We start from the raw sequence: 22,765 nt of genomic DNA, 5'->3' as shown, positions 1-22,765 counted from the left end.
GGGCTCTTACGCATGCACCGACTTCGTCACGGCGATTCAGGACCAGCCGTCGCAGAGGTTCGGAGCACCCTCGCAAGCCTCGGCCTTCTGCATCTGCCCCACGGCGACTCCCAAGACGGGTCCGACGTGGGGGAGTTCTGGAAGGACACCGAGGCGGTGTTCGATCGGCCCCTCGATTCGGCGATCCGCGCGTTCCAGCAGCAGCGCGGACTGCTCGTCGACGGGGTGGTCGGTCCGGCCACCTATCGCGCGCTGAAGGAAGCCTCCTACCGGCTGGGTGCTCGCACACTGATCTACCAACTGTCGGCACCGCTCTACGGTGACGACGTAGCCACCCTGCAGCGCAAGCTGCAGGATCTGGGCTTCTACGTGTACCGGGTGGACGGCCATTTCGGTCCGCACACGCACGAGGGGCTCAGCGCGTTCCAGCGCGAGATCGGCCTGTCCGCGGACGGCATCTGCGGACCCGACACCCTGCGCTCGCTGGATCTGCTGGGCGCGCGCGTCACCGGCGGCAACCCGCATCGCATCGCCGAGGAAGAAGTGGTGCACCGGGCGGGCCCGCAGCTCACCGGCAAGCGGATCGTCATCGACCCCGGATTCGGTGGCACCGACAAGGGTTTCGCGGTGCCCACCGAATTCGGCGAGGTTTTCGAGTCGGAGATCCTGTGGGATCTGGCGTCGCGGCTCGAGGGCCGGATGGCCGCCACGGGCATGGAAACCTTCCTGTCCCGGCCGTGGGGCGCCAACCCCACCGACGTCGAACGCGCGGAAACCTCCAACGCTTTCGACGCGGATCTGATGATCTCGCTGCGCTGCGCGACCAGTGACAACCCGTCCGCGCAAGGTGTGGCCGGCTTCTACTGGGGCAACTCGCACGGTTCGGTGTCGATGATCGGTCAGGTGCTGGCCGGGTTCATCCAGCGCGAAGTGGTGGCCCGCGCCTCGGTGCAGGACTGCCGCACGCATCAGCGCACCTGGGATCTGTTGCGGCTGACCAAGATGCCGACCGTGCAGGTCGATCTCGGCTACCTCACCAACTCCCACGACGCCTCGGTGCTCACCAACCCGCGCATGCGCGACGTGATCGCCGAAGCGATTCTGATCTCGGTGAAGCGCCTGTATCTGCTCGGCCAGGACGACCAGCCCACCGGCACCTACACCTTCGCCGAACTGCTGGCCGAAGAACTGGCGGCGGCGGACAACGTTCCGGCACCTCGCGTGTAATTACTGTCAACGAATAAGGGCCCCGCGATTTCTCGCGGGGCCCTTATTCGTTCGTCCGAGATTCAGTGCACGCCCACGCGCGTCGGCGGTTCCATCGACGCGGCTGCGAGCAGCTGATCCAACGCGCGCTCGACGTCTTCCTTCCAGCCGTGATCGGAGTCCAGCTCCAGTCGCAGCCGGGGGAAGCGGTGGTGCGGGGCAACGACTTCGAAGCCGACCTCGGCGAGGAAGTCCGCGTCGATCATGCAGGTTTCGGGACTGCACCGGGTCGCCGACGACGGATCGCGCAGCGGCGCCGCGATGCGTTCCATCAACCGCATCGACGACCCGAACCCGCGATCGGCCACCGAACTCGACGGGGGACCGTTGCGAATGCCGAACGCCTCCAACGCCCGCACGCCACGACGCACCAGATCGCCCACCACGGCCGTAACCAGGTGGTGGGCTACATCGGCCTCGTCGTAGGGGAATTCGGCCTGCAGCGTGGTCAGCAGGACCGCATCCGGGCTCACGGGAGAGGTGGGGAACAGCGACGACCGCGGCACCGCGCTCGGGGGCGAGTACAGCGCGCAGCCCGCGAGGTTGTTGTCCACGTGGGCCACCTGCCCGCACGAACCCCACTCGAGCATCACCGTCGACAGCCAGGCTTCCTTTTCGAAGACCGGATCGCTGAACGCGTGCGAGTCGGCGGCCACGGCCGGGTCCAGTTCCCAGAACACACATCGTCGCGTGTGTGCGGGCAGCTGTCCCAGCCCGTCCAGAGTCAACGCCATGACGCTGGTCGGCGCCGCCCGGTTCAGCCGCCAGCTTTCGGATTCATCCACGCTCACGCCACATCACTATCCACTGTCCTGCTGCCTCTTTCAGTCACAGTGACGTTTCGGATCCGACTTGCTCCATGAGCCCCACAATGCGCTCGAGATCTTCGACGGACCCGAACTCGACAACGATCTTGCCCTTGCGCTTGCCCAGGCTCACCGTGACCCGAGTGTCGTAGGAACCCGACAGCCGCTCGGCCACTTCCTGCAGACCCGGCATGTGAATCGGCTTGCGCTTGGGCACCAGGGGAGCGACCTCCGACGGGTTGCGGTTGGCCAGCGTCACCGCTTCCTCGGTGGCCCGAACCGACAATCCCTCGGCGACGATCCGTGCCGCCAACACTTCCTGTGCGTCCGCACCCGCGTCCAAACCCAGCAGCGCCCTGGCATGTCCGGCCGACAGCACTCCGGCCGCCACCCGACGCTGCACCGGAATCGGCAGCTTCAGCAAGCGAATCATATTCGTCACCACGGGGCGGGAGCGACCGATTCGCGACGCCAGTTCCTCGTGGGTGACATCGAATTCCTCGAGCAGCTGCTGATACGCCGCAGCCTCTTCGAGGGGGTTCAACTGCACGCGGTGGATGTTCTCCAGCAGCGCGTCGCGCAGCATCGAGCTGTCGTCGGTGTCGCGGATGATCGCCGGGATGGCGGCGAGTCCTGCCTCCTGGCACGCGCGCCACCGGCGCTCGCCCATGACCAACTGGAACTTGTCCACGCCCGGATCGACCCGGCGAACCACGATCGGCTGCATGAGCCCGAACTCGCGAATCGAGTGCACCAGCTCGGCCAGTGCGTCTTCCTCGAAGACCTGACGCGGCTGCTTCGGGTTCGGCTCGATCTGCTCCGCCGGGATCTCCCGGTACACAGCGCCGCCGGGGGAGACCAGTTCCGCTTCGGCCGCGGCGTCGGTCTCGGGTTCCGGCTCGACGTCCGGAACGCGATGCAGGAACGCCTCCGCCGGTTGCGGGCCGATCGGATTGATCCCGATCACGCTCGCGGCGGCACTGCTCAAGCCCGGCGCCACGGCCGGACCCGTCGGGATCAATGCCGCCAACCCGCGACCCAGACCGCCCTTTTTCGCCTGACTCATCGGCTACTGATCCCTTCCTCGTTCACACACAGCGTTCCCACTCACACTCACCGCTACGACGCGTCTTGCTCGAGCTGCGCGCGACTGGCCAGCTCGCGGCCCGCGTCCATGTAACTCATCGCACCGCGGGAGCCCGGATCGTAATCGAGCACGGTCATGCCGTAGCCCGGCGCCTCCGAGACCTTCACGCTGCGCGGGATCATCGACTTCAACACGATGTCGCCGAAGTGATTGCGCACCTCCTCGGCCACCTGATCGGCCAGCTTGGTGCGGCCGTCGTACATAGTGAGCAGGACCGTGGACACGTGCAGTTCCGGGTTCAGGTGCGCCTGCACCAGCCCGATATTGCGCAGCAGCTGACCCACACCTTCCAGCGCGTAGTACTCGCACTGGATCGGAATCAGGACCTCTTTGGCCGCCACGAGCGCGTTCACCGTGAGCAGACCCAGCGACGGCGGGCAGTCGATCAGCACGTAATCGATGTCGAATCCGGCCATGCTCGCCTCGCGAATGGCGGTCTTCAACCGCCCTTCCCGCGCGACCATCGAGACCAGTTCGATCTCCGCGCCGGCCAGGTCGATCGTGGCCGGGACACACAGCAGACGTTCGCTGTGCGGGCTCACCTGGATCGCGTCCTTGACCGTCACTTCGCCGATCAGCAACTCGTAGCTGGACGGCACACCCGACTGGTGCGCGACGCCCAGCGCCGTACTCGCGTTCCCCTGCGGATCAAGATCGACCACCAGGACCGTCATTCCCTGGTGCGCTAGCGCCGCAGCGAGATTGACCGTCGTGGTGGTCTTACCCACGCCACCCTTTTGGTTGGCGATCGTGATGATCCGTTGCTCACGGGGTTTCGGCACAGTGACCTTTCCTGGATGCAGAATCTGGCTGGCGCGTTGCGCTTCCGCCGCGATCGGGGTCTCGGCCGGGGAGATGTGCCCGAAAGGAGTGTTCCCGAACGTCTCCGCGTCGAAGCTGCTGGAATCCAGCATCCCCGGGACCCGCGACGCTGTTTCCCGTGAAACATTCGCCGGACCGCTCGACATAGATTGCTCCTTACCCGAGAAACTTCAGATCACGTACCCCCGACGAGCGTCGGCGCCGTGTCGTCACAAACAAACAGTGTCGGTGGAGAACTCGAAGATTCGAGGAGGGTGGCTCGCTCCCGCCCGACTCTGACAGCTTGCCAGCCCCAACCCGTTTCGGAAAGCTGAATCGCGGGCTCGCCGAGCAAGACACACCCAAGACCGAAGAATTAACCCCCCGGACCGATGTTTCACGGGAAACAGGGGGAGTGGACCCGTCACGTTCCACGTGAAACGACGCCGGCATCCAACAATGTTGAGCTCGGCCGGAACTAGCAAAAATCCGCCAAATCCCGGCCTAGGCAAGGACCCCTGCCTTGAAACGTCACGTTACGAAACGTGAAATCGGGCCTATCGACGCTTCCGCGCCTTCTTCTCGACCCCGGCTGCTTTCCGTTCGCTCCGACGACTCGGACGTTCGCCACGGGGGAGTAGTTCGGCACTGATCACCAGAGTCGGCACCTCGACGATCCCGGCACCGCAACCCACGACCCGAAGATCGGTAGCACCATCGCGAATCAACTCGGCGCCATCGCGTTCGAGTTCTTCGGCGGCGCTGGTTCCCTTGAGCGCGAGCATCCGTCCGTGATCGCGGAGCAGCGGCAGCGACCAGTGCGCGAGTTTGGCAAGGGGAGCGACCGCACGCGAAGTGACGACATCCGCGCCGCCCGCTTCCTTGATCACACCGGACTGCTCGGCCCGACCTCGCACCACCGTGATGTCGAGACCGACTTCTTCGATGAACTCACTGAGAAAAATCGTGCGACGCAGCAACGGCTCCACGAGCGTGATCCGAAGATCCGGCCGCGCGATGGCAAGGGGGATACCGGGAAGCCCTGCGCCGCTACCGATATCGACCACCGAGGCGCCCTCATCGATCAACTCACCGATGACCGCGCAGTTGAGAATGTGACGCTCCCATAGCCGGGGGACTTCCCGTGGTCCGATGAGACCGCGCTCGACACCGGCCGTCGCCAGCGCCGCGTAGTACCGGCGGGCGATGTCCAAGCGGTCGCCGAACACTCGAGCAGCGGCGGCGGGCGGATCCTGCTCGTCGGACTGCGCGCCCAGTTCTCGTTCCACGTGAAACATCCTTCTCCGTTGAGGGCAATGAAAAAGCCCCCGGTCCGAGACCGGAGGCCTAATCACAAGTTCGTGGTTACGGCAGGAGTCACCCTACTCGGGCACGACCACCACGTGACGATTCGGCTCGGCGCCTTCGCTCTCGCTCGCCACCCCATCGATATCCGCCACCGCGTCGTGCACGATCTTGCGCTCGAACGGCGTCATCGCGGACAGCGCTTCGGGCGCACCCGAGGCGAGCACGCGCTTGGCCGCCGCGACACCGATCTCACTCAGGTCGGTGCGACGCTGCGCACGCCAGCCCGCCACGTCCAGCATCAGCCGGCTACGCACGCCGGTCGCCTGCTGCACGGCCAGGCGGGTGAGCTCCTGCAGCGCGTCGAGCACTTCACCGTTGCGCCCGACCAGCTTGGTCAGATCGCGGCCGCCGTCGATGCTCACGATGGCGCGGTCGCCTTCGACATCGAGGTCGATATCGCCATCGAAGTCGAGCACGTCGAGCAACTGCTCGAGGTAGTCGCCGGCGATCTCGCCCTCTTCGATCAACGCCTCTTCGGCATCGACCACTACCTCGTTCACGTCATCAACAGCGGTTTCCGCCACAGCAGTGGTGGTGTCGGGCACTTCGGTAGTTGTCGACACAGTGGCGTCCCCTCCGTCGGTCTCGGTCTCAACAGTCATTGGATTCCCTCTATCCGGTCGCGTCTCAGCGCTTACGCTTCTGGTTCGCGCGGCCACGGTTGCCCGGCCGCTGCTGCCCGCCGGGCTTGCGCTTGGCGCCGCCCTGCTTGTTGGCCGACTGCTTGGGGGTGCCGTTGGTCGACGCGGTGCCGTTGGTCGAGGACTGATCCTCGGCGGGCGCGTCCTGCACGCGCTTGCGAACATCGACCGGCTTGACGCCCGGCTTTGGCGCGTTCTGTGCCCGCTGCTCGAGCTTCTTCTGCTTGCGCTCTTCGTCTTCCTTCTCCATCCGGCCGAACACCAGGTGCTGCTGTCCGTAGGTCCAGATGTTGTTGGCGACCCAGTACAGCAGGATGCCGATCATCAGGAAGGGGCCACCGACCATGACGCCGAGCGGGAAGACCCACAGCGACAGCTTGTTCATGATGGCGGCCTGCGGGTTGGCCGCGGCTTCGGGAGTCTGACGCTGCACCGAGGCGCGCGCGTTGAAGTGGGTGGCCAGACCGGCGATGATCATCAGCGGGATCGCGATCATCGCGATGTTCAGCTTGGTCGGCGTGCCACCCCAGTCGGCGAACGCCTGCATCTCGCTGGCGGGCGCGGTGATGAACGACGCGATCGGCGCACCGAAGATGCGCGCGCTGAGGAACGACTGGACGTCGTGCGCGCTGAAGATGTAGTTCGCGGTGTGCGCGTTGTCGTAGGGGGACATGCCCAACTGGCCCCAGCCGTGGCCGGTGCGGTTGAACGAGCGCAGCACGTGGAACAGGCCGAGGAACACCGGCACCTGCACCAGGACCGGCAGGCAGCCCATGAGCGGGTTGAAGCCGTGTTCCTTCTGCAGTTTCTGCATCTCCCGCGCCATGGTCTCGCGGTCGTTCTTGTACTTCTTCTGCAGCTCCTTGATCTGGGGCTGCAGCTCCTGCATCTGCTTGGTGGTGCGGACCTGCTTCACGAACGGCTTGTACAGCACCAGCCGCAGGGTGAAGACCAGGAACACCACGGCCAGGCTCCAGGTGAGCCCGCTGTCGGCCCCGAACACAAAGCCGAAGGCCTTGTGCCAGAACCACAGAATCGCCGATACCGGCCAATAGATGATGTCGAGCACGGCTCTAGGTACTCCCGTCGTTCGTATCGCCGGTCAGCGCGGGCGATGACTTGGTGAAGGCATTCGACCCGCGACCAGGCACGGGATCCCACCCTCCAGGGTGCCAGGGCGCACATTTGCCCAGGCGCACGACCGTCAATGCCGATCCGACGACCAACCCGCGGGTTCGCAAGGCAGTCACCGCGTACTCACTGCAGGTGGGGGTGAACCGGCAGATCGGCATCCGGGTGGGGGAGACATAGGTCCGATAGAGCTCGATCAGGGCGATCAGGGCCTTAGCGGGGAAGCGGGTGATGGTGTTCATCGCCGTTCACCGGCCGGGGTGCGACCGAGCGCGAGCTCCGGTTCTACATGCAAGCGCAGCTTGCGTAGACCGGTGCGTAGCTGGCGCAGCATCTCGGCGGAATCAGCGGTGGCGGCGCCGGGCAGGGCGCGGATCACGACGTCGGTATCGGCGGGCAGTTCCTCGACGACCTGGGCACAGATATGACGCAGGCGGCGGGCGACGCGGTGGCGAACCACCGCGTTACCCACCGCCTTGCTGACAATCAGTCCGAATCGCGGACCGCCTACGCGGACCACACAATCGCCGTCGACGAGATCGTCGTACCCGAGCGTGAGCGCGTGCACGACAAGATCTCGTCTCCCGATTCGCTGACCGCGGCGCACCGTGCGGGAGAATTCGGCACGGTGATGCAACCGATACGGCTCAGGCAACACCCGAGCGTGGCGACTACGCGCGATCAGGCAGTCAGTTCGGTGCGGCCCTTACGGCGACGCGCACCGACGATGGCGCGACCCGCACGGGTACGCATCCGGAGACGGAAGCCGTGCACGCGTGCCCGACGACGGTTGTTCGGCTGGAACGTCCGCTTGCCCTTGGCCACGGTCAACTCCTGTAGTAGTTGGGCACCGTTGGGCGCCCTAAGTCTGTACAAATGATTTGTTCTCTGCGCAGCGGACCGCGGTCTACGCGCAGATTGCCTTGGCGATCGATGTGCAGCAGACAGCCGCCAACCGCGCCAAGGGGTGACTGTACGAGGGTACTTACCCCGAAGGGCCGGGTCAAACTCGGCCCCCACGTACCTGTCACCGGCACGAGCTCCAGAATACCGGACCACCGAACCGGACCCGGAGTCGGCCCGACCAGGCACGACACGCCCGAGCATCAGTGACGCACGCGGCAAGTTTTCGTGAGTTCATCCACACCGGTGGCTTTGCGCGCGCGCCGCCGCTAGGGTCTTGTAGCCGGGGGCTATGGTCTGTAGCCGGGGGATTGCTGAAGAACCGCTGGTCGGGCTCAGTTCACTGCCGCACGCAGGCAGAATTGCTTTATCCCCAGGTTTGTCCACATCTGTGGATAATTGTGTGGATAACCTGCCGCAGTGGCATATTCAGCTGTATCTACTAGGGCCGACGGTGCCCGCGCCGCGGTCCGGGATCACCGGATCGCACCGCGTCCGACCGGCTTCGGTTGTACGCAGCATCACTGGATTTCACCTGGTCACAGGCTTTTTCCGACATGCGCGCAGGCCGTAGGCCCCAACAACCGGTCCGGGGAGGACGCTGCATGGACGACGAGCAGAACGTGCTGGCCACAGTGTGGCCGGAGGTGGTCGCCGAGCTCACCACCGGCTCTGCCGACGGCGCCATCCCCGCGGTCAGTCGTGCCCAGCAGGCCTGGTTGAAGTTGGTGAAACCGCTCACGGTCGCGCAGGGTTTCGCGTTGCTGTCGGTGCCGTCGTCGCTGGCGCAGGAGGCTATCGAGCGCGATCTGCGCGAGCCGATCCTGCGATCGCTGGCCCGTCGACTGGGTCCGCGGGTGGAAGGACTCGGTGTTCGCATCGCCGCGCCGAGCCCGGCCGCGGGGGAGCGGGCCGGCAATTCGCCGCGGCACGCCAGGATGACCAGCAGACCGGAGCGTCCGCGCGAACAGGTGCGTCCGCCCGCCGGGTACCCCGGCCCCGATTTCAGTGTTCCCGACTACGCCGCGCGCGGTGAGTACGGCAGGCCCCGCTACGGCGCGAACGACTACCCGGTGCAGGGCGGCGAGTACGGCAACGACTATCCCGCCACCGGCGAGTACCCCAACAGCTACGGCGGCCGCGAGTATCCCGGGCAGGGCGGCGAGTACGGCGAGCGCGCCGACAACTACTCCGGGCACCGTGAGTACCCCGCCGACGCGGAGTACCAGCAGCAACAGCCCGAGTACCAGCAGAAGCCGGAATACCAGCAGGCACCGTCGGAATACGGCCAGGCCCCCGAGTACAAACAGCCGCCCGCCGAGTACAGCCCCGGCGAGCGCAACCAGCCCACCGAATACAACCAGCCCACTGAATACAAGCAGCCAGGTTCCGAGTACAACCAGGCCCCGGAATACGGCCAGGCACCCGAGTACAAGCAGCCGTCGTCGGAGTACAGCCAGCCCACCGAATACCAGGGCGAGCGCACCGAGTACCAGGGCGAGCGCGCCGAGTTCAGTGGCACCGATTTCGAGCAGAACTCGGGGTACCCGGCAGCGGACTACGCCGGTGGCGAGTTCGGCGGCCGTGACTTCCGTGGCACGCGCCCCACACCCGAGTCCGCACCACGCCGGGACCAGCAGCCCGCCCCGTCGCGTCGCGAGCCTTCGGGCCAGGAGTCGCTGTTCACGCCGGAGCCGCAGCGCGCACCCACGCGCAGGCCCGCCGACGAGCCCGCCCGGGCCGAGGAGTCCGACGGCGACAGCGCCGACAAGCCGTTCCCCGGTCAGCCCGGTGCGCAGCCCGCCGATGACGAGCCGGTGGTGAGCAACCGCAACAACTGGCCGACGTATTTCAACAAGTCGCCCGAGTCCGCGCCGCAGTCCTCGTCGGCCAGTCTCAATGCCAAGTACACGTTCGAGACGTTCGTGATCGGCGCGTCCAACCGGTTCGCGCATGCCGCCGCGGTGGCCATCGCGGAGGCACCCGCGCGTGCGTACAACCCCCTATTCGTTTGGGGCGCTTCGGGATTGGGCAAGACGCACCTGTTGCACGCGGCCGGTCACTACGCGCAGCGGCTGTTCCCCGGTATGCGGGTGAAGTACGTGTCCACCGAGGAATTCACCAACGACTTCATCAACAGCCTGCGCGACGACCGCAAGGTCGCGTTCAAGCGCCGCTACCGCGAGACCGACATCTTGCTGGTGGACGACATCCAGTTCATCGAGGGCAAGGAAGGCATCCAGGAGGAGTTCTTCCACACCTTCAACACCCTGCACAACGCGAACAAGCAGATCGTGGTGTCCTCGGACCGCCCGCCCAAGCAGCTGGCCACGCTGGAAGAACGACTACGCACTCGCTTCGAGTGGGGCCTGATCACCGACGTGCAGCCGCCCGAGCTAGAGACCCGCATCGCGATCCTGCGCAAGAAGGCGCGCATGGATCGACTCGACGTGCCGCACGACGTGCTCGAGCTGATCGCCAGCCGCGTGGAGCGCAATATCCGCGAACTGGAGGGCGCACTGATCCGAGTGACGGCGTTCGCCTCGCTCAACGGTCAGCCGCTGGACCTGTCGCTGGCGGAGGTGGTGCTGCGCGATCTGATGCCCGACACCGCTGCCCTCGAGATCAACGCGGCCACGATCATGGCCGTGACCGCCGAGTACTTCAACACCACCCTGGAAGAGCTGACGGGGCCGGGCAAGGCGCGGCCGCTGGCGCAGGCGCGGCAGATCGCCATGTACCTGTGCCGTGAGCTGACCGATCTGTCGCTGCCCAAGATCGGGCAGGCGTTCGGTCGCGACCACACCACGGTGATGTACGCGGAGAAAAAAGTGCGCAAGGAGATGACCGAGCGCCGCCGCGTGTACGACCAGGTCCAAGAACTCACAGCCCGAATCAAACAGCGCTCCCGCTGATTTCATCCACAGCCCGAACACCGCCCTGACCTGGGGCGGTGTTCTTTTTTGCCCTGTGGAGTTCCTGTGGAATCCTCGAGGAATCCACAGGGTTACCAACAGGGTTACCAACAGGTCGGTGCACAGGGTGTTGGCCGAGCCTGGGGAGCGTTCATGCACAGGCAGTTGTCCACAGTTTCCACAGGACGATCTACTAACAGCTATGCACTAGGTGTGACCTGCGACATCGCCGAATCGGGCCTGTGGATTCCTCGAGGAATTCCTGTGGACTCCTCGAGGAATCAACAACGTTGTCACCAGGGTGACCTCGGCTGTGAACAACTGGGTGAATCTGGTGGAACAACTCGAGGACAACTCGAGGATGGATTGTGGACAACTTCGGGTCTCCACAGGCGCCGCGGATTCATCCTCGAGTCACCCCCAGGCCATCCCCAGGCCGCCATGCCGTCTGACCTGCGAAAACGGCCGGAATCCACAGATTCCACAGTGCCTACTATTACTTCGGTTCTCCTTCTAGAGAGAACTCTTTTAAAACAGGCTGTGTGGAAACTCGGTTGGGGACAGTCCAGCCGGGCGGTCGTCCACTCACAGGCAGGCAAGGAGGAACGGGGATGGGGACGTAGGTGCGAAACCACCGGGAGGGTCGATGCGGAGATCGCGGATCACCCAGGTACGGTCTGGTTGTCGGTTGGTTGTGCCAGACTCGGGGCGCGGCCGACACAGCAGCTGGACTTCGCTGACACACCCCCGCACACGGATTCGAAACTCGGAGAGGACAATCGGGCGATGGAGCTTGCGAGCATGAAGTTTCGGGTCGCCCGAGAGGACTTCGCCGAATCAGTGGCCTGGGTGGCGCGCAGTCTCCCGTCCCGGCCCGCGGTACCGGTTCTGGGCGGTGTCCTGCTGGTGGCCGACGAGAACGGGCTGACGGTCTCCGGGTTCGACTACGAGGTCTCCGCGCAGATGCGCGTCGCGGCCGAGGTCGCCGGTCCCGGCCAGGTCCTGGTCTCGGGTCGCCTGCTCGCCGACATCACCAAGTCGCTGTCGAACAAGCCTGTGGATGTCTCGGTCGACGGCACTCGCGTGCTCATCGCCTGTGGCAGCGCGAAGTTCTCCCTGCCGACCATGCCGGTCGAGGACTATCCCCAGCTGCCCGAGGTACCGCAGCAGACCGGTGAACTCACCGTCGACGTGTTCGCCGAGGCCGTGGGCCAGGTCGCCGTCGCCGCCGGCCGTGACGACACCCTGCCGATGCTCACCGGCATCCGCGTCGAGATCGAAGGCAACGACGTGGTCCTCGCGGCCACCGACCGTTTCCGCCTCGCCGTGCGGCACCTGCAGTGGAATCCCACCCGCTCCGACATCGAGACCGCGGTGCTGATCCCCGCGCGCACGCTGTCCGAAGCCGCCAAGACCCTCGGTGCCGCCGAGGCGCCCGTGCAGCTGTCGCTGGGCAGCGCCGGTGGCGCAGACGGCCTGCTGGGCATCGTCAACGGCGGTCGCCGCACCACCACCCGCCTGCTCGACGCGGAGTTCCCCAAGTTCCGCCAGTTGCTGCCCAAGGAACACACCTCCATCGCCACGCTGCCCGTCGCGGTGCTGTCGGAGGCGATCAAGCGCGTGGCCCTGGTGGCCGAGCGTGGCGCCCAGGTGCGGCTGGAGTTCTCCACAGACGGCGTGCTGCTGTCCGCGGGTGGGGACGACGCGGGCCGGGCCGAGGAATGGCTCGAGGCCGATTTCCGTGGCGAACCGCTGACCATCGCGTTCAACCCCGGCTACCTGACCGAGGGCCTGGCCGCGCTGCACACCGAGCGGGTGACCTTCGGGTTCACCACCCCCAGTCGTCCCGCGGTGCTGCTGCCCGCTTCCGACGAGGAGCCCAAGGTGCTCGAGTCGGGTGCGTTCGCGGCGCTGGAGAGCCAGTACATCTACCTGTTGATGCCGGTCCGGCTGCCCGGCTGAGTCGGCTGTCGCGGCATGTTCATCCGTGAGCTGTCGGTCCGCGATTTCCGGTCGTGGGAACATGCCGACCTAGAGTTGTCCCCAGGGCGCACGGTCCTGTTGGGGGCCAACGGCAACGGCAAGACCAATCTGCTCGAAGCGGTCGGCTACCTGGCGACGCTGGGCTCGCACCGCGTCTCCGCCGACGCGCCCCTGATCCGAATGGGCGCCACCCAGGCGCGGATCGGTGCCTCGGTGGTCAACACCGGCCGCGAACTGCGCGTGGATGTGGAACTCAAAGCGGGCGCCGCCAACCGCGCACAGATCAATCGCTCGCCGGTGCGCCGGTCCCGCGAGATCCTGGGGATTCTGCAGACCGTGTTGTTCGCGCCCGAGGATCTGGCGTTGGTGCGCGGCGATCCGGGGGAGCGGCGACGGTTCCTCGACGAGTTGTCCACAGCCCGCTTGCCCAGGCTCGCCGGCGTGCGCGCGGACTACGACAAGGTGTTGCGGCAACGCTCCGCCCTGTTGAAAACCGCTGGGCGCCAATCCCGTTCGCGTGCGGATCTGAGCACCCTTGACGTGTGGGACGGGCACCTCGCCGACCACGCGGCAGTGCTGCTGGCCGAACGGTTACGGCTGGTCCACGACCTGTATCCCCATGTGTCCCAGTCCTATCGGTCGATCGCGCCCGAATCACGTCCTGCCGCAATCACTTACCGCTCGGGCTACCTGCCACCGGAATTACTCGATCCGGCCAGGACACCCCAGCCCGATGATCCACAGCTGCTGCACGAGATCATGCTGCGCGAACTGGCCGCCGCCCGCAGTCGCGAACTCGACCGCGGCGTGTGCCTTGTCGGTCCCCATCGTGACGATCTGGAACTGCTACTTGGCAGCGCACCCGCCAAGGGTTTCGCCAGTCACGGGGAATCCTGGTCGTACGCGCTTGCCCTGCGACTGGCCTCGTTCGAACTGTTGCGCAGCGAAGGTTCCGAGCCGGTGCTGCTGCTCGACGACGTGTTCGCCGAACTGGATCGCCGTCGACGCGCCGCGCTGGCGGAGGTCGCCGCGGGTGCCGAGCAGGTGTTGATCACCGCCGCCGTGGCCGAGGATGTCCCGTCGGAACTGGCCGCGACACCGTTGCGTGTACACACCACCGGCGAGGCCGACCGGCGTACCTCACAGATCGTGCTCGAACCGGTCGAACAGCCCGAAGATATGCACAGTTAGCGAAAGTTATCCCCAGCCCCTGTGGAAAACCTGCAACATGCTGGACATATGCCGAAAGAAGCTGTCGGCACCCCGGCGTAGACTGCGATCCGCGCCGCACCACCCACGACACCGGAAGGCGGAAGCCCGTGCCCGAAGATCCCGCCCCGGAGTTGCGTGGCATCGATCTGGCCCGCCGCGCGCTGGAGGAGGCGCGGGCCGCGGCCAAGGCCAACGGCAAGTCCGTCGGGCAGGGCAGAGCCTCACCGGTGCGCAAATTACGCGCGGGCGGCAGGCGTCGCAGCGGGTGGTCCGGCTCGGGTCCCGACGCCCGCGATCCCCAACTGTTGGGCGCGCTGAGCGGCACGCTGGCGAAGAGTCGTGGCTGGTCAGGCAAGGTAGCCGAGGGGACAGTGTTCGGCAGCTGGCCCCGCGTGGTCGGCGAGGACATCGCCTCGCACGCCACCCCGGTGACCCTGGAGGACGGGGTTCTCAAGATCGCCGCCGAGTCCACCGCATGGGCCACTCAGCTGCGCATGTTGCAGAGCCAGATCCTGGCCAAGATCGCCGCCGCGGTCGGTCACGGCGTGGTCACCTCGCTGCGGATCACCGGCCCCGCGGCACCGAGTTGGCGCAAGGGCGATCGCCACGTCAAGGGCCGTGGACCGCGCGATACCTACGGGTAGCCGCGCGGTGACCGGCGCGAGATCCATTGAGCCCGCACCGCTCTCGCCCCGACTTGTACACAGGCCCTGTGGATAACTCCCATGGTGACAACTGGTCTCGCAAGAACATGGGTAACTCACCGGGAACGGGCCAACCGAACCGCCATCACAAGTCTGGCCGCCAGCGCAGAGTTCCCCGCGCCTAGATCCGACCAAGAGGCGCGGAGTAGCGGACAGGGCGCAAAACTCCCGCAGTCATACGAGTTCTTGCATTACCGGGGAAGCTAGGGGTGTCGTAGGTGCACTGTAAGTTGGGCTTACCAGTAGGATGGTGACGTAACCAGCGGCGAACCTTCGGCGCGTGCTGTGCAGTCCGTGATATCTGATGGCTCCGATCGAGCCGTGCGCGTGCTGCCCAGGTCGCTGCGCCAGGGATCAGCAAGTAAGGAGAGCTACCGACAAGTGGCTGCCAACGACTCCAACGCATCGGGCAAAGATTCAGGCTACGGTGCCTCTTCCATCACGGTCCTCGAGGGTCTCGAGGCGGTGCGCAAGCGCCCTGGCATGTACATCGGCTCCACCGGCGAGCGCGGTCTGCACCACCTCATCTGGGAGGTTGTGGACAACTCGGTCGACGAGGCGATGGCCGGCTACGCCAGCAAGGTCGAGGTGACCCTGCTCGCCGACGGCGGCGTCGAGGTGATCGACGACGGCCGTGGCATCCCGGTCGCGATGCACGCCCAGGGCGTGCCCACGATCGAGGTCGTCATGACCCAGCTGCACGCGGGCGGCAAGTTCGACTCCGATTCCTACGCGGTGTCGGGTGGTCTGCACGGTGTCGGTATCTCGGTGGTGAACGCGCTGTCGACCAAGGTCGAGGTCGAGGTCAACACCGACGGCTACCACTGGAGCCAGACCTACAAGGACGCCAAGCCGGGCAAGTTGGTGCAGGGCGAGCCGACCTCGGCCACCGGCACCACGGTCCGTTTCTGGGCCGATCCGGAGATCTTCGAGACCACGCACTACAACTTCGAGACCGTGGCGCGGCGCCTGCAGGAGATGGCCTTCCTGAACAAGGGCCTGACCATCAAGCTCACCGACGAGCGGGTCAGCGACGGTGAGGTCATCGACGAGGTGGTCAGTGAGACCGCCGAGGCGCCCAAGGATGCCGAGGTCGTGGCCGCGGAAGCGGTCGAGCACAAGGTGAAGACCCGCACCTATCACTACCCGGGCGGCCTGGTGGACTTCGTGCGCCACATCAACCGCACCAAGTCGGCCATCCACAACTCGGTCGTCGGGTACACCGTGAAGGGCACCGGCCACGAGCTCGAGGTCGCGATGCAGTGGAACTCGGGCTATTCCGAGTCCGTGCACACCTTCGCCAACACGATCAACACCCACGAGGGCGGCACCCACGAAGAGGGCTTCCGCGCGGCGCTGACCACGGTGGTCAACAAGTACGCCAAGGAGAAGAAGCTCCTCAAGGAAAAAGACGGCAACCTCACCGGTGACGACATCCGCGAGGGCCTGGCCGCCATCGTCAGCGTCAAGGTCGGCGAGCCGCAGTTCGAGGGTCAGACCAAGACCAAGCTGGGCAACACCGAGGTGAAGTCGTTCGTGCAGCGTGCCTGCAACGAGCACCTGCAGCACTGGTTCGAGGCCAACCCGGCCGACGCGAAGACCATCGTGCAGAAGGCGGTGTCCTCGGCGCAGGCCCGCATGGCCGCGCGTAAGGCGCGGGAGCTGGTGCGTCGCAAGTCGGCCACCGATCTGGGCGGGCTGCCGGGCAAGCTGGCGGATTGCCGTTCCAAGGATCCGGCCAAGTGCGAGATCTACATCGTGGAGGGCGACTCCGCCGGTGGTTCGGCCAAGTCCGGCCGAGACTCGATGTACCAGGCGATTCTTCCGCTGCGCGGCAAGATCATCAATGTCGAGAAGGCCCGGATCGACCGTGTCCTCAAGAACAACGAGGTCCAGTCGATCATCACCGCGTTCGGCACCGGCATCCATGACGAGTTCGATCTGGCCAAGCTGCGCTACGGCAAGATCATTCTGATGGCCGACGCCGACGTGGACGGTCAGCACATCGCGACGCTGCTGCTCACGCTGCTGTTCCGGTTCATGCGTCCGCTGGTGGAGCACGGTCACGTGTTCCTGGCCGCGCCGCCGCTGTACAAGCTCAAGTGGATGCGTTCGGAGCCGGAGTTCGCCTACTCCGACCGTGAGCGTGACTCGATGATCGAGGCGGGCCTGGCAGCAGGCAAGAAGATCAACAAGGACGACGGCGTCCAGCGCTACAAGGGTCTGGGCGAGATGAACGCCAAGGAGCTGTGGGAAACCACCATGGACCCGGCGGTGCGGGTGCTTCGTCAGGTGACGCTCGATGACGCCGCGGCGGCCGACGAGCTGTTCTCGGTGCTGATGGGCGAAGACGTGGAGGCACGTCGCAGCTTCATCACCCGCAATGCCAAGGACGTCCGCTTCCTCGATGTGTAAGCAGCGCAGCGCTTTCCAGCGCGCCCGCGAGCACGTCGGCCCCTCGAAGGAGATTTGATGACTGAGACCACGCTGCCGCCCACCGGCGGTGCGGGCGACCGGGTCGAACCGGTCGACATCCAGACCGAAATGCAGAACAGCTACATCGATTACGCGATGAGCGTGATCGTTGGCCGTGCGCTGCCCGACGTGCGCGACGGCCTCAAGCCTGTGCACCGGCGCGTGCTGTACGCGATGTACGACAACGGCTACCGCCCCGATCGCGGCTATGTGAAGTCCGCGCGTCCGGTCGCGGAGACCATGGGTAACTACCACCCGCACGGCGACTCGTCGATCTACGACACCCTCGTGCGCATGGCCCAGCCCTGGTCGCTGCGCTACCCGCTGGTCGACGGCCAGGGCAACTTCGGTTCCCGCGGCAACGACGGCGCGGCCGCCATGCGATACACCGAGTGCCGTCTGACGCCGCTGGCGATGGAGATGCTGCGCGATATCGACCAGGAGACGGTCGATTTCGTGCCCAACTACGACGGTCGCTCGCAGGAGCCGACCGTGCTGCCCGCGCGCGTGCCCGCCCTGTTGATGAACGGGTCCAACGGCATCGCGGTCGGCATGGCCACCAACATTCCGCCGCACAACCTCAACGAGCTCGCCGACGCCATCTACTGGGCGTTGGAGAACTACGAGGCCGACGAGGAATCCACCCTCGCCGCGTGCATGGAACGGGTCAAGGGCCCCGACTTCCCCACGCACGGCCTGATCGTGGGCGGCCAGGGCATCCACGACGCCTACACCACCGGTCGCGGTTCCATCCGCATGCGCGGTGTGGTCGAGATCGAGGAAGACGCGCGTGGCCGCACCACGATCGTCATCACCGAGCTGCCGTACCAGGTCAACACCGACAACTTCGTGAACTCGATCGCCGAGCAGGTCAAGGACGCGAAGATCGCGGGTATCTCCGATATCCACGACGAGTCCTCGGACCGTGTCGGCATGCGCATCGTGGTCACGGTCAAGCGTGACGCGGTGGCGAAGGTGGTGCTGAACAACCTCTACAAGCACACCCAGCTGCAGACCAGCTTCGGCGCGAACATGCTGTCGATCGTCGACGGTGTTCCGCGCACGCTGCGCCTGGACCAGATGATTCGCTACTACGTGAATCACGAGCTAGAGGTCATCGTCCGGCGCACCCGCTACCTGCTGCGCAAGGCCGAGGAGCGGGCGCATATCCTGCGTGGCCTGGTCAAGGCGTTGGACATGCTCGACGAGGTCATCGCGCTGATCCGGCGCGCGGCCAACACCGACACCGCCCGCACCGGCCTGATGCAGCTGCTCGAGATCGACGAGATCCAGTCCACCGCGATCTTGGACATGCAGCTGCGTCGCCTTTCGGCGTTGGAGCGGCAGAAGATCGTCGACGATCTGGCCAAGATCGAGATCGAGATCGCCGACTACAAGGACATTCTCGACAAGCCCGAGCGTCAGCGCGCGATCGTGCGTGACGAGCTGGCCGAGATCGTGGAGAAGTACGGCGACGACCGTCGTACCCGGATCATCGCCGCCGACGGTGACGTCAACGACGAGGATCTGATCGCCCGCGAGGACGTGGTCGTCACGATCACCGAGACCGGGTACGCCAAGCGCACCAAGACCGATCTGTACCGGTCGCAGAAGCGTGGCGGCAAGGGCGTGATGGGCGCCGGTCTGAAGCAGGACGACATCGTCAAGCACTTCTTCATCTCGTCCACCCACGACTGGCTGCTGTTCTTCACCAACAAGGGTCGCGTCTACCGGGCCAAGGCGTACGAGCTGCCCGAGGCCAACCGGACCGCGCGCGGTCAGCACGTGGCCAACCTGCTCGCGTTCCAGCCGGATGAGAAGATCGCTCAGATCATCCAGCTCAAGACCTACGAGGACGCCCCGTACCTGGTGCTGGCGACGCGCGCGGGCCTGGTGAAGAAGTCCAAGCTCACCGATTTCGACTCCAACCGGTCCGGTGGCATCGTCGCGGTGAACCTGCGCGATGACGACGAACTGGTCGGCGCGGTGCTGTGCTCGTCCGACGACGACCTGCTGTTGGTGTCGGCGCACGGGCAGTCGATCCGCTTCGCCGCCACCGACGAGGCGCTGCGTCCGATGGGTCGCGCCACCTCCGGTGTGCAGGGCATGCGGTTCAACACCGACGACCAACTGTTGTCGCTGAATGTGGTTCGCCCGGAAACGTACTTGCTTGTGGCCACCGCAGGTGGGTACGCCAAACGTACGGCGATCGAGGAGTACACCGCGCAGGGTCGTGGCGGAAAAGGCGTATTGACAATCCAGTACGACCCGAAACGTGGCAGCCTGGTGGGTGCGCTCATCGTCGACGACGAGGACGAGCTGTACGCGATCACTTCCAGTGGTGGTGTCATCCGCACCGCAGCCAAGCAGGTTCGTAAAGCCGGACGCCAGACCAAGGGCGTGCGATTGATGAACCTCGCGGATGGCGATACCTTGCTAGCGATCGCGCGCAACGCCGACGAGCCCGATCCCGATCAGCTCACCGGCGACGTGGCTTCGGAGTAGTAACACCAAACAGCGGCGGCAACGAACGGATCTGAGGATTCCCTTGACCACACCGAATCAGTCGAACGACGATCGGAACCAGACCAACGGCGTCACCGAGCGGATCGCCACGTCTGGAATCCAGCCGCGACCGATACCGAGGCCCGACGGCCAGGGCGGTCCGGCGAAGGGCTCGGCGCCGGAAACCGGTGCGGCCGGGGCCGATTCGTTCGACGGTAAGGGCAGCAAATCGTCGCCCTACCAGGACGGGTGGGCTCAGCTTCCGCAGCGTGAACCGCAGTCGAACCTGTACCGGCCCGGCGAATCGCCGAGTCAGGGCAAGCCGGCTGCCGGTTCTTCGGGCACGGGTTCTTCGGGTGCCGGGTCGTCTTCGGGCGGCCTGAAGGGCGGCGGCGCGTCCAATGCCCGCACCACCGCGGACTTGGCGGCCAAGGCGGCGCGCAAGGAAGCGGCGATGGTGAAGTCCGTCGGTATCGACGGGCCGACCCGTTCCATCGCGCGTCCGGAACTGGTCAAGGACATGCCCGACCTGTCCGACGTGCGGCACCCGGCTCCCGAAGCGCCGGTGGCGCCTCCTGGGCTGCCGATGGCGCCGACCCCGCAGCGTCCCATGGGGCCCAGTGCCCGTGCGGCCGCGGCGGGCACGGTCTCGCCGGCGGTGCCGGTGGCCATCGCGGCGTCGGGTGAGCCGCTGCGCGCCACGGTGCAGATCCGCCGGATCGACCCGTGGTCGACCCTGAAGATCACCCTGGTGATCAGTGTCGCGCTGTTCTTCGTGTGGATGCTGGCCGTGGGCCTGCTCTACATCGTGCTGGCCGGCATGGGCGTGTGGGACAACCTGGACAACTCGCTGGGCGAGATGTTGAACCAGGAGGGCAGCTCGTCGAGCCTGATCGACGCGGGCACGATCTTCGGGTACGCGGGCGTGATCGGTCTGATCAATGTGGTGCTTTTCACCGCGTTGGCCACGGTCGGCGTGTTCATCTACAACCAGTGCTGTGATCTGGTCGGTGGCATCCAGGTAACCCTGGCCGATCCGGACTAGAAGTCAGTGTTCGACCACGGCCGGTCGGGCTCGGGAAACCGGGTCTGACCGGCCGTTTTGGTTATCGGTAGCTCGGTAAGGTAACCTCGTTTCTCGTTGCGGTTCACTGCTCACGCAGGGGATCGACAATGAGTTCGGGCCTATAGCTCAGGCGGTTAGAGCGCTTCGCTGATAACGAAGAGGTCGGAGGTTCAAGTCCTCCTAGGCCCACTCCCGAACAGCACAGTAGGGTGGGAATCATGAAGATTGTCCTCATGGTCGGTGTTGTGATCGCCGTTCTGATCGGCGTCAACAAATTCCGTCAGCGCGATGACGCGGACCTCTGGCGTGAGGTCACCACCCGCTGATTTCGGTTTATGCCAACTGGTCACTTGACCAGTAAGGGGCCTTAGCTCAATTGGCAGAGCACTGCCTTTGCAAGGCAGGGGTTAGGGGTTCGATTCCCCTAGGCTCCACATCTGTGAATTCTTCGGTATTCGATTTCCTCCTCACTGCCACCCCCGCCGACTCCGTTTCGGTTGATTTCGCGGGTGCGTGGGCAACTCACCGCGAACGGTCCGCCGGATTCGTGAATTCCATCGACCGGGCCGCGATCGCCGGATTCGACAGTGCCGGAACAGGTCTGGCTTTCCTCGGCGGATATCAAGAAGCGCTGCACGCGCTTGTTCCCTCGCTGGGTCCCGCTGAACTGTCGTCGATGTGCGCGACCGAGGCCGCCGGTGCGCGACCGTCGACGATGACCACCACGGTCGATGACGACGGCATCGTGCACGGAACGAAGTCCTTCGCCACGCTCGGAACGTTCGCTGACCGCTTTCTGGTGATCGCGCGAGCCGGTACTTCCGAGGACGGTCGGCCGGTGCTGCGAGCGGTGTTGGTGCCCGCCGGGCCGGCCACCTCGGTGACACCGCTGCCCGCGTTGCCGTTCGCACCCGAAATCCCGCATGCCACAGTCACTTTCGATCATGCTTGTGGCGAAGTACTGCCCGGTGACGGCTACGCGGACTATCTGAAGCCGTTTCGCACCGTCGAGGACCTGCATGTGGTGGCCGCTGTGCTCGGTCAGCTCGTGCGGGTTGCCCGGCTAGCGCAATGGCCCGCGGAGCCCGTAGAACAGCTGCTGGCGCTGTTTGCGGCGGTGCGTGGGGTGGCGGCGCAGGATCCGGCGTCGGCGGGGGCGCATATCGCGCTCGGTGGGGTTTTCGAGCAGTTGACGCGGGTGCGGCAGGAGATACAGCCGTGGTGGCCGCAAGTCGACGCGCACACCAGGGACCGGTGGGAGCGGGACGCGCCGCTGCTCGGGGTGGCGGGGAAGGTGCGGGCGTTGCGGCTGGCGACGGCGTGGCGCACGGTGGCCGAACTGCGGTGATTTCTGTGAGCCGATCCCGGCGATAATTCCCGATAGCCGGGTAATCGCCGGGCTATCGGCCCGACCGGTGACGCTGCGGCTTCGGTGCGCGGTGGTTGATCCACCGAACTGCGACCTTGCCGGAAAATGGGGAGCGGGCCTCGGCGAAGGGGGGGAGTTAGCCGAGGCCCGCGTAGGGTCGGCCCGGGGGGGAGGGGCCGACCTGAACGATCCTACGCGATATGAGCGGAATTCGGGTACGCGCATCGGGTGAGTTCTACGAGATTTTTCGGCGGTGTCTGCGAGTGTCGGCGCAGGCCGGGGGCCGCGCGCCCGCTTTGTACTGATTGGAAGTACTGGTCGGCTGCCCGAATATCGCTGAAAGATGCTGGTACGCACGGTTTTACGGGAAAATGGCGGTGAACGTGTTCTCGTGGCGACCCTGGCGAGGTCACTAGGAAAAGGTGCTCTTGTTCGTGGCGAGAGCCAGAAAATCAGTCCGATTCGCCGCGTGT

19 protein-coding genes and 2 tRNA genes are annotated in these 22,765 nt (G+C 65.6%); 12 read left to right on the top strand and 9 right to left on the bottom strand.

All coding sequences use genetic code 11. The features are described 5' to 3' along the window. The first annotated feature begins 12 nt into the window (after window positions 1-12). The gene (locus ACFWVD_RS21230; protein ID WP_379245302.1) at window positions 13-1,227 is read left to right on the top strand and encodes an N-acetylmuramoyl-L-alanine amidase; all 1,215 of its coding nucleotides are present in this window, start codon (window positions 13-15) and stop codon (window positions 1,225-1,227) included. Between the two features lie 62 nt (window positions 1,228-1,289). Here ACFWVD_RS21230 and ACFWVD_RS21225 read toward each other — a convergent pair whose 3' ends face one another. The 9 genes from ACFWVD_RS21225 to rpmH all read right to left on the bottom strand — a co-directional run bounded on the left by ACFWVD_RS21225 (window position 1,290) and on the right by rpmH (window position 7,985). Next, window positions 1,290-2,000, bottom strand: coding sequence for a GNAT family N-acetyltransferase (locus ACFWVD_RS21225; RefSeq protein WP_379245460.1), 711 nt, complete (start codon window positions 1,998-2,000; stop codon window positions 1,290-1,292). A 94-nt stretch (window positions 2,001-2,094) separates the two neighbouring features. Further along, a complete protein-coding gene (locus ACFWVD_RS21220) occupies window positions 2,095-3,138 on the bottom strand; it encodes a ParB/RepB/Spo0J family partition protein (protein WP_379245300.1) in 1,044 nt (347 codons plus the stop codon). 53 nt (window positions 3,139-3,191) lie between these two features. Next, window positions 3,192-4,187, bottom strand: a complete 996-nt coding sequence (locus ACFWVD_RS21215) for a ParA family protein (protein WP_379245298.1) — start codon at window positions 4,185-4,187, stop codon at window positions 3,192-3,194. A 390-nt stretch (window positions 4,188-4,577) separates the two neighbouring features. Beyond that, window positions 4,578-5,318 carry a 16S rRNA (guanine(527)-N(7))-methyltransferase RsmG gene (gene rsmG / locus ACFWVD_RS21210; RefSeq protein WP_379245296.1) on the bottom strand — a complete coding sequence of 247 codons (741 nt, stop codon included), beginning with the start codon at window positions 5,316-5,318 and terminating at the stop codon, window positions 4,578-4,580. A gap of 84 nt (window positions 5,319-5,402) precedes the next feature. After that, window positions 5,403-5,990, bottom strand: coding sequence for a protein jag (locus tag ACFWVD_RS21205; RefSeq protein ID WP_379245294.1), 588 nt, complete (start codon window positions 5,988-5,990; stop codon window positions 5,403-5,405). A gap of 25 nt (window positions 5,991-6,015) precedes the next feature. After that, window positions 6,016-7,098 carry a membrane protein insertase YidC gene (gene yidC, locus ACFWVD_RS21200; RefSeq protein ID WP_379245292.1) on the bottom strand — a complete coding sequence of 361 codons (1,083 nt, stop codon included), beginning with the start codon at window positions 7,096-7,098 and terminating at the stop codon, window positions 6,016-6,018. Between the two features lie 4 nt (window positions 7,099-7,102). After that, a complete protein-coding gene (gene yidD / locus ACFWVD_RS21195; protein WP_379245290.1) occupies window positions 7,103-7,402 on the bottom strand; it encodes a membrane protein insertion efficiency factor YidD in 300 nt (99 codons plus the stop codon). Next, window positions 7,399-7,818: a ribonuclease P protein component gene (gene rnpA / locus ACFWVD_RS21190; protein WP_379245288.1), complete on the bottom strand. Its 420-nt coding sequence runs from the start codon at window positions 7,816-7,818 to the stop codon at window positions 7,399-7,401. Before rnpA ends, yidD begins: the two co-directional genes overlap by 4 nt. A 23-nt stretch (window positions 7,819-7,841) precedes the next feature. After that, complete coding sequence (rpmH, locus tag ACFWVD_RS21185; RefSeq protein ID WP_194826147.1) at window positions 7,842-7,985, bottom strand: 50S ribosomal protein L34; 144 nt, start codon at window positions 7,983-7,985, stop codon at window positions 7,842-7,844. Window positions 7,986-8,620: 635 nt separating this feature from the next. Between rpmH and dnaA the strand changes: the two genes are divergently transcribed. From dnaA to ACFWVD_RS21130, 11 genes are all read left to right on the top strand, one after another. Further along, the gene (dnaA, locus tag ACFWVD_RS21180; protein WP_379245286.1) at window positions 8,621-10,978 is read left to right on the top strand and encodes a chromosomal replication initiator protein DnaA; all 2,358 of its coding nucleotides are present in this window, start codon (window positions 8,621-8,623) and stop codon (window positions 10,976-10,978) included. A gap of 786 nt (window positions 10,979-11,764) precedes the next feature. Further along, window positions 11,765-12,940, top strand: a complete 1,176-nt coding sequence (gene dnaN / locus ACFWVD_RS21175; RefSeq protein ID WP_379245284.1) for a DNA polymerase III subunit beta — start codon at window positions 11,765-11,767, stop codon at window positions 12,938-12,940. 15 nt (window positions 12,941-12,955) lie between these two features. Then, on the top strand, window positions 12,956-14,152 hold the full coding sequence (recF, locus tag ACFWVD_RS21170; protein ID WP_379245282.1) for a DNA replication/repair protein RecF: 1,197 nt from the start codon (window positions 12,956-12,958) through the stop codon (window positions 14,150-14,152). Window positions 14,153-14,280: 128 nt separating this feature from the next. Next, complete coding sequence (locus ACFWVD_RS21165; protein WP_379245280.1) at window positions 14,281-14,817, top strand: DUF721 family protein; 537 nt, start codon at window positions 14,281-14,283, stop codon at window positions 14,815-14,817. 441 nt (window positions 14,818-15,258) lie between these two features. Continuing rightward, window positions 15,259-17,292: a DNA topoisomerase (ATP-hydrolyzing) subunit B gene (gyrB, locus tag ACFWVD_RS21160; RefSeq protein ID WP_379245278.1), complete on the top strand. Its 2,034-nt coding sequence runs from the start codon at window positions 15,259-15,261 to the stop codon at window positions 17,290-17,292. Between the two features lie 57 nt (window positions 17,293-17,349). Continuing rightward, window positions 17,350-19,857 (top strand): DNA gyrase subunit A, encoded by a 2,508-nt coding sequence (gene gyrA, locus ACFWVD_RS21155; protein ID WP_379245276.1) that lies wholly within the window; start codon window positions 17,350-17,352, stop codon window positions 19,855-19,857. A gap of 43 nt (window positions 19,858-19,900) precedes the next feature. Continuing rightward, on the top strand, window positions 19,901-20,902 hold the full coding sequence (locus ACFWVD_RS21150) for a DUF3566 domain-containing protein (RefSeq protein ID WP_379245274.1): 1,002 nt from the start codon (window positions 19,901-19,903) through the stop codon (window positions 20,900-20,902). A 136-nt stretch (window positions 20,903-21,038) separates the two neighbouring features. After that, window positions 21,039-21,112, top strand: a tRNA-Ile gene (locus ACFWVD_RS21145). A gap of 29 nt (window positions 21,113-21,141) precedes the next feature. Then, complete coding sequence (locus tag ACFWVD_RS21140) at window positions 21,142-21,249, top strand: DLW-39 family protein (protein WP_379245272.1); 108 nt, start codon at window positions 21,142-21,144, stop codon at window positions 21,247-21,249. Window positions 21,250-21,284: 35 nt separating this feature from the next. Next, window positions 21,285-21,357: transfer RNA gene (locus ACFWVD_RS21135), tRNA-Ala, on the top strand. 5 nt (window positions 21,358-21,362) lie between these two features. After that, the gene (locus tag ACFWVD_RS21130) at window positions 21,363-22,271 is read left to right on the top strand and encodes an acyl-CoA dehydrogenase (RefSeq protein WP_379245270.1); all 909 of its coding nucleotides are present in this window, start codon (window positions 21,363-21,365) and stop codon (window positions 22,269-22,271) included. Window positions 22,272-22,765: the final 494 nt, after the last annotated feature.

The sequence above is a fragment of the Nocardia sp. NPDC058666 genome (assembly GCF_042714895.1).
GTDB lineage: Bacteria > Actinomycetota > Actinomycetes > Mycobacteriales > Mycobacteriaceae > Nocardia.
This window is presented reverse-complemented; position numbering and strand designations above follow the sequence as displayed.